Origin of the sequence: Streptacidiphilus albus JL83 (assembly GCF_000744705.1) — a bacterium.
Lineage (GTDB): Bacteria > Actinomycetota > Actinomycetes > Streptomycetales > Streptomycetaceae > Streptacidiphilus > Streptacidiphilus albus.
In genome coordinates this window covers 4,089,362-4,108,625 of sequence record NZ_JQML01000001.1, presented here as the reverse complement: position 1 = coordinate 4,108,625, position 19,264 = coordinate 4,089,362, and the positions used below count along the sequence as shown (strand labels likewise).

The 19,264-nt window shown below is 71.5% G+C and carries 12 protein-coding genes; 7 read left to right on the top strand and 5 right to left on the bottom strand.

Translation table 11 applies throughout. From position 1 onward, the window contains the following. Positions 1-60: 60 nt before the first annotated feature. The 6 genes from BS75_RS17660 to BS75_RS17635 all read left to right on the top strand — a co-directional run bounded on the left by BS75_RS17660 (position 61) and on the right by BS75_RS17635 (position 8,710). Positions 61-720 carry a LuxR C-terminal-related transcriptional regulator gene (locus tag BS75_RS17660; protein ID WP_034088923.1) on the top strand — a complete coding sequence of 220 codons (660 nt, stop codon included), beginning with the start codon at positions 61-63 and terminating at the stop codon, positions 718-720. A 210-nt stretch (positions 721-930) separates the two neighbouring features. Next, a complete protein-coding gene (locus BS75_RS17655; protein WP_042438187.1) occupies positions 931-2,832 on the top strand; it encodes a 2-oxoacid:acceptor oxidoreductase subunit alpha in 1,902 nt (633 codons plus the stop codon). A gap of 37 nt (positions 2,833-2,869) precedes the next feature. Next, the gene (locus BS75_RS17650) at positions 2,870-3,943 is read left to right on the top strand and encodes a 2-oxoacid:ferredoxin oxidoreductase subunit beta (protein WP_034093253.1); all 1,074 of its coding nucleotides are present in this window, start codon (positions 2,870-2,872) and stop codon (positions 3,941-3,943) included. Positions 3,944-4,198: 255 nt separating this feature from the next. Beyond that, positions 4,199-6,265 carry an APC family permease gene (locus BS75_RS17645; RefSeq protein WP_081982407.1) on the top strand — a complete coding sequence of 689 codons (2,067 nt, stop codon included), beginning with the start codon at positions 4,199-4,201 and terminating at the stop codon, positions 6,263-6,265. A 141-nt stretch (positions 6,266-6,406) separates the two neighbouring features. Beyond that, the gene (locus BS75_RS17640) at positions 6,407-7,693 is read left to right on the top strand and encodes a glycosyltransferase 87 family protein (protein ID WP_160312266.1); all 1,287 of its coding nucleotides are present in this window, start codon (positions 6,407-6,409) and stop codon (positions 7,691-7,693) included. A 222-nt stretch (positions 7,694-7,915) separates the two neighbouring features. Then, a complete protein-coding gene (locus tag BS75_RS17635) occupies positions 7,916-8,710 on the top strand; it encodes a DeoR/GlpR family DNA-binding transcription regulator (RefSeq protein WP_034088921.1) in 795 nt (264 codons plus the stop codon). 30 nt (positions 8,711-8,740) lie between these two features. On the opposite strand, the gene BS75_RS17630 is transcribed toward BS75_RS17635, so the two are convergent. Together BS75_RS17630 and BS75_RS17625 are read right to left on the bottom strand one after the other, a co-directional pair. Further along, positions 8,741-10,060 (bottom strand): ABC transporter substrate-binding protein, encoded by a 1,320-nt coding sequence (locus BS75_RS17630; RefSeq protein ID WP_052069510.1) that lies wholly within the window; start codon positions 10,058-10,060, stop codon positions 8,741-8,743. A 1,011-nt stretch (positions 10,061-11,071) separates the two neighbouring features. After that, positions 11,072-12,310: a LolA family protein gene (locus BS75_RS17625; protein ID WP_042438150.1), complete on the bottom strand. Its 1,239-nt coding sequence runs from the start codon at positions 12,308-12,310 to the stop codon at positions 11,072-11,074. Between the two features lie 228 nt (positions 12,311-12,538). On the opposite strand from BS75_RS17625, the gene BS75_RS17620 reads away from it, so the two are divergent. Further along, the gene (locus tag BS75_RS17620; protein WP_034093248.1) at positions 12,539-15,103 is read left to right on the top strand and encodes a bifunctional FO biosynthesis protein CofGH; all 2,565 of its coding nucleotides are present in this window, start codon (positions 12,539-12,541) and stop codon (positions 15,101-15,103) included. A gap of 90 nt (positions 15,104-15,193) precedes the next feature. On the opposite strand, the gene BS75_RS17615 is transcribed toward BS75_RS17620, so the two are convergent. The 3 genes from BS75_RS17615 to BS75_RS17605 form a co-directional block, all read right to left on the bottom strand. Then, complete coding sequence (locus BS75_RS17615) at positions 15,194-16,387, bottom strand: tyrosine-protein phosphatase (RefSeq protein WP_034088920.1); 1,194 nt, start codon at positions 16,385-16,387, stop codon at positions 15,194-15,196. A 246-nt stretch (positions 16,388-16,633) separates the two neighbouring features. Continuing rightward, complete coding sequence (locus BS75_RS17610; protein ID WP_042438148.1) at positions 16,634-18,025, bottom strand: sugar porter family MFS transporter; 1,392 nt, start codon at positions 18,023-18,025, stop codon at positions 16,634-16,636. 394 nt (positions 18,026-18,419) lie between these two features. Next, on the bottom strand, positions 18,420-19,220 hold the full coding sequence (locus BS75_RS17605) for an SDR family oxidoreductase (RefSeq protein ID WP_034088919.1): 801 nt from the start codon (positions 19,218-19,220) through the stop codon (positions 18,420-18,422). Between the last annotated feature and the right edge of the window lie 44 nt (positions 19,221-19,264).

Here is a 19,264-nt window from a genome sequence, read left to right as displayed (position 1 = left end):
CGAGACTGTTCCCGCGAGGGGCAGCCGGACGGTCGCCCCGGGGGACGAGGGAGTGCGCACGTGCGGGTAGTCATCGCCGAGGACTCGGTGCTGTTGCGGGAGGGCCTGACCAGGCTGCTGACCGACCGCGGCCTGGAGGTCGTGGCCGGGGTCGGCGACGGCGAGGAACTGCTGGCCCTGCTGGACGAGCTGGCACTGCGGGGCGAGCTGCCCGACGTCGTGGTCGCGGACGTCCGGATGCCGCCCACCCACACCGACGAGGGCGTCCGCGCCTGCGTCGAACTGCGCCGCCGCCACCCGGGCGTGGGGACGCTGGTGCTGTCCCAGTACGTGGAGGAGCGCTACGCCTCGGAGCTGCTCTCGGGCTCGACCCGGGGAGTCGGCTACCTGCTGAAGGACCGGGTCGCCGACGTCCGGGAGTTCGTCGAGGCGGTGCAGCGGGTGGCCCAGGGCGGCACCGCGCTGGACCCGGAGGTGGTCGCCCAGCTGCTCGGCCGCAGCCGGAAGCACGATGTGCTGGACAGTCTGACGCCGCGTGAGCGGGAGGTCCTGGGGCTGATGGCGGAGGGTCGCACCAACGCGGCCGTCGCCCGGCAGCTGGTGGTCTCCGACGGCGCGGTGGAGAAGCACGTCAGCAATATCTTCATGAAGCTGGGCCTGTCCCAGAGCCCGGAGGACCACCGCCGGGTGCTGGCCGTGCTGACCTACATCAACGGCTGACCCGTGTTCAACTGCTGAGCTCCCCGACCGTCGCCACAAACATCTGATGAGCAGTCAATCATCCTGCTGGCGACGTGATTTCGGGCAACCTGGAGACGTGTCCCCGGCTTACCGTGAAGGGCGGCCCCGACCGGCTTAGGATGACGATCGATGCACCAAGCAGCCCCGTCGAGGGAGGTCCTTGCGTTGACCAGTCAGGTCCAGGAGCCGATCGAAGCCGAGGGGCCGCCGCCCGCCGCGGTGCCCACCGGGCCCGCCCCGCGGCGGGTGCAGCGGCTCGACCGGGTCGTCATCCGCTTCGCCGGCGACTCCGGTGACGGGATGCAGCTCACCGGCGACCGCTTCACCACCGAGACCGCCGGCTTCGGCAACGACCTCTCCACCCTGCCCAACTTCCCCGCCGAGATCCGGGCCCCCGCCGGCACCCTGCCCGGGGTGTCCAGCTTCCAGCTGCACTTCGCCGACCACGACATCCTCACCCCGGGCGACGCCCCGAACGTGCTGGTGGCGATGAACCCGGCGGCGCTCAAGGCCAACCTCGGCGACGTCCCGCGCGGGGCCGAGATCATCGTCAACACCGACGAGTTCACCAAGCGGGCGCTGGCCAAGGTCGGCTACACGGCCGACCCGCTGGCCGACGGCTCGCTGGCCGGCTACGCGGTCCACCCGGTGCCGCTGACCAGCCTGACCGTCGAAGCGCTGAAGGACAGCGGCCTGGCCCGCAAGGACGCCGAGCGGGCCAAGAACATGTTCGCGCTGGGGCTGCTCAGCTGGATGTACCACCGGCCGACCGAGGGCACCGAAAGGTTCCTGCGGACCAAGTTCGCCAGGCGGCCGGAGATCGCCGAGGCCAATATCAGCGCCTTCAAGGCGGGTTGGAACTACGGCGAGACCACCGAGGACTTCGCCGTCTCCTACGAGGTCGCCCCGGCCACCGCGGCCTTCGCGCCCGGCCGGTACCGCAACATCTCCGGCAATCTGGCGCTGGCCTACGGGCTGGTCGCCGCCTCGAAGCTGTCCGGGCTGGCGCTCTACCTCGGCTCCTACCCGATCACCCCGGCCTCGGACATCCTGCACGAGCTGTCCAAGCACAAGAGCTTCGGCGTCCGGACCTTCCAGGCCGAGGACGAGATCGCCGGCATCGGCGCGGCGCTGGGCGCGGCCTTCGGCGGCGCCCTGGGGGTGACCACCACCTCCGGTCCCGGGGTGGCGCTGAAGTCGGAGACCATCGGCCTGGCGGTCTCGCTGGAGCTGCCGCTGCTGATCGTCGACATCCAGCGGGGCGGCCCCTCGACCGGGCTGCCGACCAAGACCGAGCAGGCCGACCTGCTGCAGGCGATGTACGGGCGCAACGGCGAGGCCCCGGTGCCGATCGTCGCCCCGGCCACGGCGGCCGAGTGCTTCACCGCCGCCCTGGAGGCCGCCCGGATCGCGCTGACCTACCGCACCCCGGTCTTCCTGCTCTCCGACGGCTACCTGGCCAACGGCTCCGAGCCCTGGCGGATCCCGGAGCAGAGCGAGCTGCCGGACCTCCGCCCGCAGTTCGCCACCGCCCCGAACCGCCCGGACGGCAGCTTCTGGCCCTACCTCCGCGACCCGGAGACCCTGGCCAGGCCCTGGGCCGTGCCGGGCACCCCCGGCCTGGAGCATCGGATCGGCGGCATCGAGAAGCAGGACGGCACCGGCAACATCTCCTACGACCCGGCCAACCACGACCACATGGTCCGCACCCGGCAGGCCAAGGTCGACGGCATCGCCGTGCCCGCGCTGGAGGTCGACGACCCGGGCGGCGAGGCCCGGCTGCTGGTGCTGGGCTGGGGCTCGACCTACGGCCCGATCGCCGCCGCCGCCCGCCGGGTGCGCGCCGCCGGGGGCCGGGTCGCCCAGGCCCACCTGCGGCACCTCAATCCCTTCCCGGCCAACCTGGGCGAGGTGCTGGCCCGCTACGACCGGGTGGTCGTCCCGGAGATGAACCTCGGCCAGCTGGCCCACCTGGTCCGGGCGAAGTACCTGGTGGACGCCAGATCCTTCACCCAGGTCACCGGCCTGCCGTTCAAGGCCGAGCAGCTGGCCGACGCCCTCACCGCCCACCTGGAGGCCGTGGATGCCTGACACCCCGACGCCGCCCACCCCGACGCCGCCCACCTCGATGCCGCAGACCCCGACCGACGGCGCCGGGCGCGCGCTGCTGACGCTGGTGCCGAAGGCCGCCGCCCCGCAGGCGATGAAGGACTTCAAGTCCGACCAGGAGGTCCGCTGGTGCCCCGGCTGCGGGGACTACGCGATCCTCGCCGCCGTCCAGTCCTTCCTGCCCGAGCTGGGCCTGGCCCGGGAGAACATCTGCTTCATCTCCGGGATCGGCTGCTCCTCGCGCTTCCCCTACTACCTCAGCACCTACGGGATGCACTCCATCCACGGGCGGGCCCCGGCCATCGCCACCGGACTGGCGACCTCCCGCCGGGACCTCTCGGTGTGGGTGGTCACCGGCGACGGCGACGCGCTGTCCATCGGCGGCAACCACCTGATCCACGCACTGCGCCGGAACGTGAACCTCAAGATCCTGCTGTTCAACAACCGGATCTACGGACTGACCAAGGGCCAGTACTCGCCCACCAGCGAGGTCGGCAAGATCACCAAGTCCACCCCGATGGGCTCGCTGGACGCCCCCTTCAACCCGCTGTCGCTGGCCCTGGGCGCGGAGGCCACCTTCGTCGCCCGCACCATCGACTCCGACCGGAAGCACCTCCAGTCGGTGCTGCGGGAGGCCGCGCAGCACGAGGGCACCGCGCTGGTGGAGATCTACCAGAACTGCAACATCTTCAATGACGGAGCCTTCGACACCCTCAAGGAGCCGGCCACCCGGGACGAGGCGCTGATTCCGCTGGAGCACGGCCGGCCGATCCGCTTCGGCGCCGACGGCGGCCAGGGCGTCTTCCGCGACCCGGCCACCGGCGGGCTGGTCACCGCCCCGGTGACCGAGGGCAACCAGGCCGAGGTGCTGGTCCACGACGCCCATGCGGCCGATCCGACCACCGCCTTCGCGCTCACCCGGCTGGCCGGGAACGACACCCTGTACCGGACCCCGATCGGGGTGCTGCGCAGCGTCCGCCGACCCGTCTACGACACCCTGATGGCCGACCAGCTGGAGACGGCCGCCGCCCGGCGCGGCCCGGGTGACCTTGACGCCCTGTTGACCGGTACCGACACCTGGACGGTGGACTGAGCCGGACCGACGGTTCCGCCAATCCAGGCCCCGGTGGACGGATCGAGCTGCTGCGATCCGGCCACCGGGGCCTGTTTTGTTCCGGTGTAACGAAGGGATGAGTGTCAATATGTCGTTAAGATCGGCAACAAATCCTTAACGGCTACTGCTTTTGACCGTTTTGTCCGCCCAGGCGAGAGTAAGCATGCACGGGTGCATCCGCTCCCGGGTGCGCAGCTCCTTCGTCAGCAACGGCATTCGCGGATCGGATACGGCATGGACAGCCGCACCAGTGTCAGCTCGGCAGCAGACTCGTCGGGCGGCGGCGGCGGTGACGCGGCCCTGTTGGCGCGCCCCGGGGTCGTCGAACTTCCGGAGAGCCTCGGCTACCGGGTGAAGAAACGATTGCTCGGGAAACCGCTCACCACCGAGCAGCTGGCCCACGAGAAGCTGTCCAACCCGGTCGCCCTCGGTGTCCTGGCCTCGGACTGCATCTCCTCCTCGGCCTACGGTTCCGAGGCCATGCTGGTGCAGATGATCGGGGTCGTCGGCCTGTCGGCCTTCGGGCTGCTGATGCCGATCACCGGTGTCGTCCTCTTCGTGCTGACGGTGCTGACGCTCTGCTACCGCGAAGTCGTCATGGTCTACACCCGGGCCGGCGGCTCCTACGTCGTCGCCCGTGAGAACTTCGGCCCCCGGGTGGCCCAGGTCGCGGCCGTCGCGCTGCTGATCGACTACATCGTCACCGTCGCCGTGCAGACCGCCGCCGGCACGGTCGCCCTGCTGTCGCTGGTTCACCTGCTCGGCGGAAAGCACTACGACTGGGTCGACAACTACCAGCTGCCGATCTCGGTCTTCATCGTGCTGCTGCTCTGCTGGGGCAACCTGCGCGGCATCCGTGAGGCCGGCAAGGCGTTCGCCGCCCCCGCCTACCTCTACATGGGCGCGATGGGCCTGCTGTTCTCCGTCGCCATCATCCGGGGCGTCTTCGGCCACATCCCGATGGCCGACGTCCACGCGGCCGGCGCCACGCCGCTCGGCGTCCACGGCGGCGAGTCGCTGCTCAAGGTCAGCATGGTCTTCATGCTGCTGCGCGCCTTCGCCAACGGCGGTACCTCGCTGACCGGCCTCGAAGCCATCTCCAACGGCGTCAGCGCGTTCAAGAGCCCGCAGGGCCGCAACGCCCGGAAGACCCTGGTGGCCATGTCGGTCACCCTGGGCACCCTGGTGCTCGGCGTCTCGATCCTGGCCTGGCGCACCCACTCCATCCCCTATGTGGACGGCAGCCCCTCGGTGCTCGCCCAGGAGGGCAATCTGATCTTCGGGTCGAGCTGGTTCGGCCAGGCCGGCCTGGTCTTCCTGCAGCTCGCCACCGCGCTGATCCTCTACACCGGTGCCAACACCTCCTTCAACGGCTTCCCCTTCCTGGCCAGCTTCGTGGCCGAGGACTCCTTCCTGCCGCGCCAGCTGACCCGGCGCGGGCACCGGCTGGCCTTCTCCAGCGGCATCATCACCCTGACCGCGGTCTCGCTGGTGCTGCTGATCGTCACCAACGCCCAGCTGGACAGCCTGCTGGGGCTCTACGCCATCGGCGTCTTCACCGGCTTCTTCATGGCCGGCTGCGGCCTGGTCAAGCACTTCATCGACCGGCCGAACGAGCCCAAGCGGGCCATCAAGATCGCCATCAACGCCACCGCCGCCGCGCTCTCCATCTGCGTCGTCGCGATCTTCGCGGTCACCAAGTTCACCGAGGGCGCCTGGGTGGTCGTGGTGATCTTCCCGCTCGGCGTCTGGGCGCTGATCAAGGTCAACAAGCGCTACCGCGACGAGGCCGCCACCCTGACCGCCGCCTCCGCCGACACCGCCAACCCCAAGTACCGCCGCCAGGTGATGTACATCCTGGTGGACCGGGTCGACCTGGCCGCGCTCAAGGCGATCAGCTACGCCCGCTCGCTGCGCCCCTCGGAGATCCGCGCCGTCCACTTCATGATCGACAACCTGGAGGCCGAGAAGCTGGCCGCCCAGTGGTCCGAGGCCGAGGTGGGCGACCTGCCGCTGGAGGTCGTCCAGTGCCCGGACCGCCGGATCACCCGCTCGCTGCTGGAGCTGATCACCCGCAACACGGCCGACCAGAAGAGCCAGATCACCCTGCTGATCCCGGAGCGCAACTACTCGCCGATCCTCGGCCGGCTGCTGCACCGGCGCACCGCCGACCACATCGCCCGCGCCGTCGGCAAGCTGCCCAACGTCGTCGCGACGATCGTGCCCTTCGACGTGGTGATCAAGGAGCACCCGTCGGCGGAGGAGCCGCCGGTCGGGGCCGGCGTGCCGCTGGAGAAGTGACCCGGTAGGACCTGGCGGCCACGGCCGCAGCCCCCGTCCCCGTCCCCGCATCCGGGGGACAGGGACGGGGGCTATCTTGTGCAGGGTCGCGCCCACCCGCCCGGCCAGCTCCCTGCTCCCGAGGATCCCGAGGAAGCCGCGTTGCCCAGCACCGAACGCCTGCCCGACCCGGCGTCGACCCCGCCCGCGCCGCCGTCGCCCGCCGCGCCCCCCGGGCCGTCCGCCGGGGCCGCCGACGGGATCGTCCGGCTGCTGCTGCGGAGCCGGACCGCCGCGCTGGTCCTCTGGCTCGGCACCCGGGCGGTCCTGTTCGCCGCCGCCGTCGCCGAGGGGCGCGGGAGCACGGACGAGGTGCACACCCTCTATCCGCACTGGGCTGCCGAGCTGGCCCACGGCCACTTCCCCTTCCACGAGGCCACCTGGCAGTACCCGCCCGTCGCCGGACTGGTCTTCCTCGCCCCCAGGGCGCTGCCCTTCCTGCCCTACGCGGCGGCCTTCGCGGTGCTGATGCTGCTCTGCGACGCGGCCGTCGCCGCGATGCTGCTCGGCGCCTCCCGGGGGCCGGAGCGCCGGCTCGACGGACTGTGGCTGTGGGTCCTCGGGCTGCCGCTGCTGCTCCAGCTGCCGTACATCCGCTTCGACGTCGCGGTCACCGCGCTGGCGGTCGGCTCGGTGCTGCTGCTGGGCCGCTCCGCCGTCGGCGGCGGGGTGCTGGCGGCGCTGGGCGCGCTGGTCAAGGCCTGGCCGGTGCTGGTGCTGATCGGTACCCCCCGGGGCCGGGTCACCCACCGCTCCTGGAGCTCCGCGCTGGTGACCGGGGTGCTGCTGGCCGGGCTGGCGGCAGCGCTGTTCACCCACGCCTTCGGCTTCCTGGGGGAGCAGGGCTCCCGGGGGATCGAGATCGAGTCGCTGCCCGGCAGCCTGCTGCTGGCCGCGAAGCTGGTCGGCTACCACGGCACCGTCCGCTACAGCTACGGCTCCTTCCAGGTCTTCGGGCCCGGCGTCTCCGCCCTCTCCACCGCGACCCTCGCGCTCACCGTGCTGGGCCTCGGCTGGCTCCTCCTGTGGCGGCTGCGGGCCCGGGTCTGGACCGCCGCCACCGCCGCCGACGCGGCCTTCACCGCGATGCTGGTCTTCGTCACCACCAGCCGGGTGATCAGCCCCCAGTACTTCGTCTGGCTGCTCGGCCTGGGCGCGCTCTGTCTGGCCTTCCGGGCCACCGGCCAGCGCCGGCCGGCGCTGGCGCTGCTGGCGCTGACGGCGCTGACCACCCTCGGCTACCCGCTGCTCTGGTCCGGGCTGAAGGAGGACCACCTGATCCCGGTGGCGGTGCTGCTGCTGCGCAACCTGGGACTGCTGGCGGCCACGGTCCACTCGGCGGTCCGGCTGCAACGCTCGACCGCCGCCAGGACCGAGGCGCTGTCATGACCGAGGCGCTGTCATGACCGAATCCCGGTAACGGAAATGACAGCACGGGCCCGACCGGCCGGACCGGGCGCCGTCCTGGCACCGGAGCCCACGGCGTCCTGAACTGCGGTCCGTGCACAACCCCTTGACAGTCCGTCCGCTGGGGCATGTGATATGCGCGTTCGTGTTTGATTGCGTTTATCCATGTCTGACTGTGCACGCTGTTGGTAGCAGGGGGAAGTCATGCTGGCGAAGCGACGGCAGTCGGTGATCCTGGCCGAGGTCCGGCAGGCCGGCAGCGTCCGGGTGGGGGAGCTGTCGACCCGGTTCGGGGTCTCGGACATGACGATCCGTCGGGACCTGTCCGACCTGGCCCGACAGGGGTTGGTGGAGAAGGTCCACGGCGGGGCGCTGATCGCGGGCAGCGCCAGCAGCGTGGAGCCGGGCTTCGAGGCCAAGACCGAGTGGGAGCCCGAGGCCAAGGACGAGATCGCCCAGGCCGCCGCGGCCCTGGTCCGGCCGGGGACGGCGGTGGCGCTGTCGGCCGGCACCACCACCCACGCGCTGGCCCGGCACCTGCTGCGGGTGCAGCGGCTCACCGTGGTCACCAACTCGGTCCGGGTGGCGGACGTCTTCGAGGAGGCCCGCCGCCCCGGTCGGGCCGGTCCCACGGTGGTGCTCACCGGCGGCGTCCGGACGCCCTCGGACGCGCTGGTGGGGCCGATCGCCGCGCTGGCCCTGCACGACCTGCACGTGGACCTGCTGTTCATGGGCTGCCATGGGATCGACCCGGAGGCCGGGCTGACCACGCCCAACCTGGCCGAGTCGGAGACCAACCGGGCGCTGATGGAGTGCGCCGCCCAGGTGGTGGTGCTGGCCGACCACAGCAAGTGGGGGGTGGTCAGCCTCAGTTCCTACGCCCCGCTGGCGGCCGTGGACACCCTGATCACCGACGAGGCGATGACCCGGGACGTGCGCGAGGCCGCCGCCGCGACGGTCGGAAGACTCATCGTGGCGGCGGCCCCGCAGCAGGACTGACGTCCGCTCGGCCGCCCGGCGGGCGGCCGGTCAGTGGGCCGACAGCGCGAAGTGCGCGGCGGCGGCGGCGACCAGGGCGGACTGCAGCTTCTCGATGTCCGGCGTGACGACGTAGTCGCCGACGGCCGCCAGGATGGCGTTGTTCCAGGCCCCGGGCGCGACCACGCCGTGGGTCAGCGAGCCCACGATCCGGTCGCCGCCCCACTGGTCCAGCGACCACTGGAGGTAGGGGTCGAACAGGCTGCGCTCGCCGCTCGCCAGCTTGGCGCGCGGCGGGATGGCGCCCTTGACCGTGTCGAAGGCGTCCTGGCCGCGCTGGCTGCCGCACTCGATCAGCCAGGCGATGGTGGCGTCCCGGTGCTTGGCACCGATCGGCAGGGTGAAGCAGTCGGAGGCGAAGTCGAAGATGCCGGTGGTGCCGGGGCTGGGGGCCCAGTCGTAGTCCACGTGCGGGACCAGCGGGAAGCTGCCGACCTGGAAGCTGGCCTCGGTCCAGTCGCCCATGATCTGGAAGCCGGCCTTGCCCTGGGCGAGCTGCGCGCTGACCTGGTCCCAGGACATGTTGCCGCCGGTGCCCGGGGCGTGCGACATGACGGTGTGGTAGCTCTGCAGCGCCTCGGTCACCCCCTGCGAGCTCCAGTCGGCACCGGGCTTCCAGAGCGCGGACCAGCCGTCGGCGCCGAGGGTGCCGATCAGCATGGCCTCCAGGACGTGCTGGCACTGCCAGGTCTCGGAGGGGTCGCGGGACAGCGCCAGCGGGATCAGCCCGGCCGACTGGACCTTGGTCAGACCGGCGACGAACTCGGGTATGTCCTGCGGCGCGGTCGAGATCTTGAGGTTGTCGCAGATCTTCTTGTTGGACCAGAGCAGGTTGATGTGGTGGATGTCGACCGGGACGCAGTACAGCTTGCCGTCGCGCTGGATCAGGTCCAGCACGTCCTGGTTGAAGGCGGTCTTCCAACCCTGCTGCTCGTAGAGGAAGGTGACGTCCTCCAACTGCCCGGCGGTGATGTAGTCGCCGACCATCGCCCCGGCCTGGGCCTGGAAGGTGTCCGGCGGGTTGTGCGCGGCGAGCCGCTGGGCCAGCACGGCCTTGGCGTTGGTGCCGGCGCCGCCGGAGACCGCCTCGTTCACGAACTTGATGTTCGGGTTGACCAGGTTGAAGTCCGCGACGAGGGAGCTCAGAGCGTCCTTCTCGCCGCTCGCCGTCCACCAGGAGAAGACCTCCAGCGTGGTCGGGGCACCCTTAAGCCCGGTGGTGGCCTGGGCGCCGCTGCTGCAGGCCGAGAGCAGCCCGGTGCCCGCGGCGAATCCCGCAGCCGCAAGGAAGGTGCGGCGACTCATGGTCATCTGTGGATGTCTCCCTGTTGTACGGCGAGCGTGCCGTGCCGTCGATCGGCCCGGGGCTGAGGGAGGCGCCCGCGTGACTCGGCAAGGTTTTCTTCACACGCTCAGATGAGTGACCATCATCTGACAGGTCCGCAAGCCTTTTCGTCAAGCTGGCCTTTCTGCTGGGACAACACATTTCGGCAACAGTTCGACCGGCATCGGTATGGTAATGCCACCACTGCCCGGGGTGTTAATCGGGCGCCCGGCGGGCCCGCTGTCGGGCCCATTGCGCGGTGCTTCGGCGCCAAAACAGCCCATGTCACGACACATGGGCCGAAGAATGCCGGGCGGTGAATCCGTGCCGCTGTCGACGGGTCACCGAAGGCGACGGCGGGCCGCCCGGAGGGGCGTCCCCGGCCGGCGCGGGCGGCCGTGGCACCGGTCCCGAGTGCATCTGCGTCTGCATCTGCATCTGCACGACCTGGGACTTCACGCTTCCTTCGCAGCGGTCCGCAGCCGTCCGCAGCCGTCCGTGGCCGGGCTCGGATATCGTGTCGGTCGCGGCCCGGCGGCGGCGTCCGCGGCCCGGGCGGTCCGGTGGCCCGGACGGAGTTCCAGCAGCCTTCCGAACGATCGGACGGTTCCGGTGCGGTTCTCGCTGCACTTCCCGGGCCGTTCCCGGGCCGTTCGGCGGTCGGTTCGGCGGTCGGCCGACGGCCCCGCCCGACGGCCTCCGCAGCGGAATTGGTTTCCGCCAGAATGCCTGCTGGGCACTGCATTCACCCTGATGGTTCGTCATTGTCGGGTCGTGTGAGTACTACCACACCTGGGATTTCCGGCCGCTGCGGCGGGAATTCCGAATCCCAGGTCCGGGGCGCGCGGCGGCCGGGGTGGCCGGGCCGGAACGGGACGGGCCCGGTTCCCGCGGAGTCGCCTCCGCCGGAACCGGGCCCGTCCGGCCGTCGCCGAATCGCCGTCGTAGTGACGCCGTCGCCGTGACGCCGTCGTAGTGATGCCGTCGCCGTGATGCCGCTACCGGCCGCCGGCGGCGTCGGCCTCCAGCACCGCAGGGGTGACCGCGCCCGCGTAGACCGTCCCGTTGGGGGTCACCAGGACGTTCACCAGCTTGGTCGAGATCAGGGCGCCGCCGGCCACCGGCTTGCCGAACTCCTTCACCGCCCCGAGCTCACCGGACAGCCCGGCGCCGCCCTTCGCCTGCGAGCCCGGGTTGAGGACGTAGACGGACTCCCAGCCGCTGCCGAGCACCGTGGTGTCCGACCCGGCGCCGACCTTGGGCAGGGCGTGGTGCTGCTGCCCGTGCTCCGGGGCGGCGGTGCGGACCGGGACCGCCTCGTGCGCGACCTTGGTGCCGCTCGGCGGAGTGAAGGCGAAGGTGCTTGCGGCCGGGGTCGCGAAGGACACCGAGGTGAAGCCGACGTCCAGGATGGGGTCGCTGCCGTCCGAGGGCAGCACCCGTACCTGGAGCGGCATCCCGTTGGCGCCGTCGACGGCGATCCGCACCTCGCCGATGGTCGAGCCGGCGCCCTTCGGCTTCACACTCAACTCGTACACGGACTGTCCGGCGACCATGGACTGGCCCTGGACCGAGACCGAGGTGTTCGGGCCGAGGGCCCGCAGCACCTGCGCCGCCAACTGCTGCGGGTCGGCCGCGTTCCGGGCCGCCGAGCCGGCGGCGGCGTCGTTCGCGCCCAGACCGGTCAGCTCGGTCGCCGTCCCCGACTGGCCGTCGTAGACCCAGGCCGTGCTGCCGTCGTGGGCCAGGGTGAAGGTCGCCCCGGCGTCGCTGGAGCTCAGCAGCTGGCGGGTCGGGCCGTCGGCCGCGACCTTCAGCACATGGGTGCCCGAGGCCAGCGCGGTCACCGCCTGCTCCGCCGCCTTCGACTGCCCGGCCGACGCCCCCGCACCGGTACCGGCCGAGGCCCCGGCGACCGCCGACGGCAGCGCGCTCATCACCTGCGACGGGATACCGAGGTCCACTGTGGTCTGCACCGACCCGGAGAAGGTCTGCACATGCGAGGACAGCACCTTCGCCAGCAGCTGCTGCGCGGTGACCGACGGCAGCGAGGAACTCGCCGCGAACACCGGGACCGCGATCAGACCGGCCGCCGCCACCGCCGCGACCGTCGCCGGCACCAGTACCCGGCTCCGTCGGCCGCGTCGTGCCCCGGCCGCGGGCTCCGCCGCGCCGAGGATGTCGTCACCGGTCGGCCCGCCCCCGGCGCTTCCTGTTCCCCCACTGCTGTTCGACATGCCGTGTCCCTCCGAACAGATCGACGTCTCCCCGTATGCCATCCATTAGACGCCTGTGCGACCCGTTCCGGATCGCCCTGGAGGATCGGCCGGCTGTCCGCCTCTCGTCGCACCCGACCCTGAGTGCCCCTCAGGGTCCCTACGGCCGACGGGGTCGGGCCGCGTATGGTTCAGCACATGAAGGATCAGAAGCAGTCCACCGCTTCCGTCGCCCCCACCGGCAACGCCATGCGCCGGGCTCTGCACCGTGCGCGTGAGGGTGTCGCCCTGGACGCCGCCGAGGCGGCCGTACTGCTCCAGGCCCGGGGCCAGGACCTCCGCGACCTCACCGCCACCGCCGCGCGGATCCGCGACGCCGGCCTGGAGGCGGCCGGCCGACCGGGAGTGATCACCTACTCCAAGAAGGTCTTCATCCCGCTCACCCGGCTCTGTCGGGACCGCTGCCACTACTGCACCTTCGTCACCGTCCCCGGCAAGCTCCGTGCCGAGGGCCACGGCCTCTACCTCTCGCCCGACGAGGTCCTCGACATCGCCCGCAAGGGCGCGGCACTGGGCTGCAAGGAGGCCCTGTTCACCCTCGGCGACCGGCCCGAGGAACGCTGGCCCGAGGCCCGCGAGTGGCTGGACGCCCACGGCTACGACGACACCCTGGCCTATGTCCGCGCCATGTCGATCCGGGTGCTGGAGGAGACCGGGCTGCTGCCGCACCTCAACCCCGGGGTGCTGAGCTGGACCGACTTCCAGCGGCTGAAGCCGGTCGCCCCCTCCATGGGGATGATGCTGGAGACCACCGCCACCCGGCTCTGGTCCGAGCCCGGCGGCCCGCACTACGGCTCACCGGACAAGGAGCCCGCCGTCCGGCTGCGCGTCCTGGAGGACGCCGGGCGCTCCAACGTCCCCTTCACCAGCGGCATCCTGATCGGCATCGGCGAGACCTACGAGGAGCGCGCCGACTCCCTCTTCGCGCTGCGCCGGGTCGCCCGGCAGTACCACGGGCTGCAGGAGGTGATCGTGCAGAACTTCCGGGCCAAGCCGGACACCGCGATGCGGGCCATGCCCGACGCCGAGCTGGAGGAGTTGGCCGCGACCATCGCCGTGGCCCGGGTGCTGCTCGGCCCCTCGGCCCGGATCCAGGCCCCGCCGAACCTGGTCACAGCATCGATCAGCGGCTCCGCCGCGGGCGAGTACGCGCTGGTCATCTCGGCCGGCATCGACGACTGGGGCGGGGTCTCCCCGCTCACCCCGGACCACGTCAACCCGGAGCGCCCCTGGCCGCACATCGACGAGTTGGCCGCCCAGTGCGCGGCCAACGGCTTCGAGCTGCGGGAACGCCTCACCGTCTACCCCGACTACATCCTGCGCGGCGAGCCCTGGCTCGACCCGCGGATCCTGCCGCACGTCCGCGCCCTGGCCGACCCGGTCACCGGCCTGGCCCGCCCGGACGCGCTCCCGGTCGGCCTGCCCTGGCAGGAGCCCGACGAGGCGTTCGTGCCCAGCGGCCGGACCGACCTGCACCGCACCATCGACACCGACGGTCGGACCGGCGACCGCCGGGAGGACTTCGACGAGGTCTACGGCGACTGGGAGTCCCTGCGCGAGCAGGCCGCCGAGCACTCGGCGCCCTCACGGATCGACGGGGACCTGCGCCAGGCCCTGGCCACCGCCGCCGAGGACCCGACCCGGCTGACGGACGACCAGGCGCTGGCGCTGTTCCACGCCGACGGACCGGCGCTGGACGCGCTCTGCCGGATCGCCGACGACGTCCGCCGCGACGCGGTCGGCGACACCGTCACCTACTGCGTGACCCGCAACATCAACTTCACCAATGTCTGCTACACCGGCTGCCGCTTCTGCGCCTTCGCCCAGCGGCGAACCGACGCCGACGCCTACACCCTCTCGCTGGAGCAGGTCGCCGACCGCGCGGAGCAGGCCTGGGAGGTGGGCGCGACCGAGGTCTGCATGCAGGGCGGGATCCACCCGGACCTGCCCGGCACCGCCTACTTCGACATCGTCCGCGCGGTGAAGGCCAGGGTGCCCGGCATCCACGTCCACGCCTTCTCGCCGATGGAGGTCGTCAACGGCGCCACCCGCACCGGCCTCTCCGTCCGCGACTGGCTCCAGCAGGCCAAGGAGGCCGGGCTGGACACCATCCCCGGCACCGCCGCCGAGATCCTGGACGACGAGGTCCGCTGGATCCTCACCAAGGGCAAGCTCCCCGCCGCGACCTGGGTCGAGGTCGTCAGCACCGCCCACGAGCTGGGCCTGCGCTCCTCCTCGACGATGATGTACGGCCATGTCGACCAGCCCCGGCACTGGCTGGCCCACCTGCGGCTACTGGCCGAGATCCAGCAACGCACCGGTGGCTTCAACGAGTTCGTCACGCTGCCGTTCATCCACACCAACGCCCCGGTCTACCTGGCCGGAATCGCCCGTCCCGGCCCGACCATGCGCGACAACCGGGCGGTGGTCGCGATGGCGCGGCTGCTGCTGCACACCCACATCCCCAACATCCAGACCAGCTGGGTCAAGCTGGGCGCCGACGGCGCGGCCGAGATGCTCCGCTCGGGCGCCAACGACCTGGGCGGCACGCTGATGGAGGAGACCATCTCCCGGATGGCCGGCTCGGCCTACGGCAGCTACGAGTCCATCCGCGGCCTGGAGGCCATGGCCGCCGCAGCCGGTCGTCCGGCCGCCCAGCGCACCACCAACTACAACCCGGTCCCCGAGGAGCGCCGCGCCGCCGCCCTGGCCTCCGACGGCCACCTCCCGGCACTGCTGCCGGTCCTGGAGTGAACACGGTCCTGGACCGAACGCGGTCCGGGGGCGGTACGGCGCCGGTGTCGCCGTACCGCCCCCGGACGTGCGTGGGGTTCCGCGAGGGCCTCAGCCGACGAGGAGCTCCGAGCGGAGCTCGTGCAGGGTCTTGGAGTCGATGCCCAGGCCCTTGTTCAGGTAGTTGGCGAAGGTGCCGTACTGCGCGGTGACCTCGTTGAAGCCGCTGGCCAGGTAGGCCGGGGTGACCGTCAGCAGCGGCTGGTAGACGGCCGCGTAGGCGGGCGGCAGCTGCGCCAGGGTGGCGGCGTTCGAGGCGGCGTTGTAGGTGTTGCTCGCCAGGTAGTCGGACTCGACCGTGGACTCCGGCACGCCCAGCGCGGTGAGCAGCACGGCGCTGGCCCAGCCGGTGCGGTCCTTGCCGGCGGTGCAGTGGTAGACCACGGCGAGGTCCTGGCGGTCCGCGATGCCGGTGAGGACGTTGTGGTAACCGGTCTGCGCGGAGGGCGCGTCCACCATGGTGACCTCGGCCTGGATCATCTCCTGGGTGGCCGCGGCGGGGGTGGTCGGCGTGAAGCCGGCGGTGCTGGCGGCGCCGAGGATGTTCTCCTGGGTGTCGGTGGCGCCGGCCGGGACCTGGTCCGGGCTGCTGCTGCGCTCGGCATCGGTGCGCAGGTCGTAGACGGTGTGGATGTCGAGGCGCTGCAGCTCCGCGAGGTCGGCGGCGGAGAGCTTGGAGATGTCGCCGGAGCGGTAGATCAGGCCCATCTTCACCCAGGAGCCGTCGGCGGTGCGGTAGCCGCCCGCGTCGCGGAAGTTGGGGGCGCTGGCCAGGTGCAGGCTGCGGTCGGCCAGGGTCAGGCCCTCGCCCTGGCTGGGGACCAGCCGGAACCACTGCCGGTCCTTGGAGGCCGCGCGGGCGGGGATGGCCGAGGCGGGCACGGTGACGCTGTCGGTGCCCCGGCCCCGCGCGACCGCGTGCCGGTAGTAGATGTGGTCCTGGGTGGCGCCCGCGTAGACGGTGACCCCGGCCAGGCCGGTGGCGGCCCAGCTGATGGTGTAGCTGCCGTCGCTGTTCTCGGTGACGGTGGCCGCGGTGAACGGGATCGGGTGCGCGGCGTGCTTCCGGGCCCAGGCCGGGACGGTGTGGGCGACCGGGTGAGCAGCGCTGTGGGCGGCCACGGGGGCGGCGTTCGCGGCGCCGGCGGTGGCGGCGAGGGCGCCGACGGCCAGGGCGGAGGCGACGGCGGCGGCGCCGATGGCGCGGGCGGTGCGGGCGGTGCGGGGGGTCTGCGGGGTGGTCATGGGGCGGACCGTATTCCCCGTGGGTGCAAGGCCGGGCGAACGTGAAGTGGAGTCAAGGTTTCCGATCCGAGGCGGATTGGTGGCTCGACTTCGCAAACCGGGAGCTCACGCCCCGGGTACCCATAAAACGGGTGCCCCGGAGGGCGGCCGAGCCGTGGCAGGGGTGGCGCCGGGGCGGGGCGCTGCTGCGGGAGCGGCGCCCCGCCCCGGGACCGGGGGAGGGTCGGGTGGTGGTGCCGGTGGGGGTCAGCCGGTGGTGGCGCTCTCGCGCAGGTTGAGCTCGATCTGCTCCAGGCTGCGGCCCTTGGTCTCGGGGACCAGCCACCAGGTGAGCAGGAACAGCACGACGTTGACGCCGGCGAAGAGCCACATGGCGTGCCCGAGGCCCAGGTGGTTCTTGTCGGAGATGATCGGGAACAGCGCGGTGATCAGGCCGGTCGCGGCCCAGAGCACGACCGCGCCGACGCCCATGCCGGCCGCCCGGACCTTCAGCGGGAAGACCTCGGCCATCATCACCCAGACCACCGCGCCCCAGCCCAGCTCGTAGCCGGCCAGGTAGAGCACCAGCAGAATCACCGTCAGGGTGCCCAGCGTGCCCTTGTCGTGGACGTGGAGGATGACCCAGCCGGCCCCGAGCAGGGTGACCACCATGACCACGTTGCCGATCAGCAGCAGCGGCTTGCGGCCCCAGCGGTCGACGACGAAGACCACCCAGGTGGTGAAGGCGAGCTTGGTGACGCCCAGGACGATCGCCGAGAGCAGTGCGATGCTGGTGGTGAAGCCCAGGGTCACCAGCATGGTCGGGAAGTAGGCGTTGATGGCGTTGACGCCGGAGAACTGCTGGCCGACGGCGAGCAGCAGGGCGACGAAGAGCATCGGCCGGACCCACTTGGCGCCCAGGTCGCGGATCCGGCCGGTCTTCTCGGTGTCGGCCCGGATGACCTCGCGGATCGACGCGACCTCGGCGTCGATGTCGTCGTCCTGACCGGCGTGGGTGCTGGCCAGCACCGCCCGGGCCTCGTCCTCCTTGCCCAGGTTGAGCAGCCAGCGGGGAGTCTCCGGAAGGAAGTTGAGGCCGACCACGAGGACGGTCGCGGGCACCAGCGCCCCGGCGAACATCCACCGCCAGTCCTTGGACGGGGCGAGCTCGTAGGTGACGATGGAGGCGATCAGGATGCCCAGGACGATGAAGATCTGGTTCAGCGAGGACATCGCCCCGCGCAGTCGGCCGGGCGCCAGCTCGGCGAGGTAGGTCGGCACGGTGGCCGAGGAGAAGCCGATGCCGATGCCCAGGATGCCGCGGAAGACCACCAGTGAGTCGAAGTCGGGCGCCAGGCAGCAGGCGACGGTGCCGATGACGACGATGACGCCGGCCACCATGATGCTGCGCCGCCGGCCGATCCGGTTGTTGAGCCGGGCGGCCAGACCGGCGCCGATCATGGCGCCGACCGAGAGGCTGGCGGTGACGACGCCCTTCTCGAACCCGGTGAGGGCCCAGACCTTGCTGATGATCACCAGCACGCCGGCGATGACGCCGAGGTCGTAGCCGAAGAGGATGCCGCCGAGGGCGCCGAAGAAGTAGAGCGTGCCGGGATTGATCCGGCGTACGGAGGGTGGGGCCGCTGCGGTCTGCGTCATGCTGGGTCGCCTTGTCTCGTGTGCGGAACGGGGGTCGGAGCGCGCTTCGCAGGACCGGGCCGTGCAGCACCCATGGGGCGAGCCGGTAGGGCGAGTTAAGGTGAATAACCAATGCCGTGATGCCGAAAGTGAAGCGCGGTCCTGACCGATGGTCAAGACCGCGCGTTCATATCCACGTTCAGAGGAAGGGCGGAATTGATGGCTGATGACCCATTCCTTGGCATTTTTCTGTTCAGAATCGTGAACATCGATCTACCAGTGGAACGATTTTACCTTCCCTTGACCTCCGTGGTGATTGCTTGAAGCGGCGCGCGTTCATCACCATGAACACACGCTTCGTCAGGACCGGACCGCAGCAACAGGGAGGCGATGGAACCGACTTGTTCCCGGCGCGTCAGTGCATCAGCTCGCCGGCGTTGACCAGCAGGGACTGGCCGGTGATGGCCCGCGCCCGGTCGGAGGCGAAGAACAGCGCGGCCTCGGCCACATCGCCGTCCGTGGCCAGCTCGGGCAGCGCCATCCGCTCCGAGAGCCGGGCCTTGACCTCCTCCTCCGGCACGCCCTCGGTGCCCGAGGTCCAGCGGACGTACATCTCCACCGCCGGGCCCCACATCCAGCCCGGGAGCACCGTGTTGACGCGGATCCGGTCCGGCCCGAGCTCCCGGGCCAGCGAGTACATGGCGGAGGTCAGCGCGCCCTTGGAGGCCGCGTACGCGGCCTGCCGGACCTGGCTCGGCGCGGCCACGGCGGACTGGGTGCCGATGATCACCACCGACCCGCCGCGCTCGCGCAGCGCCGGCAGGCAGGAGCGGGTCAGTTGGAGGGTGCCGATCAGGTTGACGTCCAGCACCCGGCGCCAGGCCGCGAAGTCGGCGTCGGCCAGTCCGCCGAAGTAGCTGTCCATGGCCGCGACATGGACGACCGCGTCGATCCGGCCGAAGCGCTCCACGGCCAGCTCCGCCAGCCGGTCGCAGGCCTCCGGCTCGGCGATGTCGGTCGACCGCCAGGCGACCCGACCGGCCCCCTGTCCGGTGCCGCCGGCCTCGATCTCGGCCGCGGCCTTCGCCAGGTTCTCCTCCGTCCGCGCCCCGAGCACCACGTTGGCGCCCTCGCGCGCCGCCCGTACCGCGACCTGCTGCCCCAGTCCGGGACCCACCCCGGAGACCAGGACCGTACGACCCTCGAACAGTGCCATGGCGGCGAACCCCTCTGCGACGGCCAGTGTCCAGCCGGTATCTG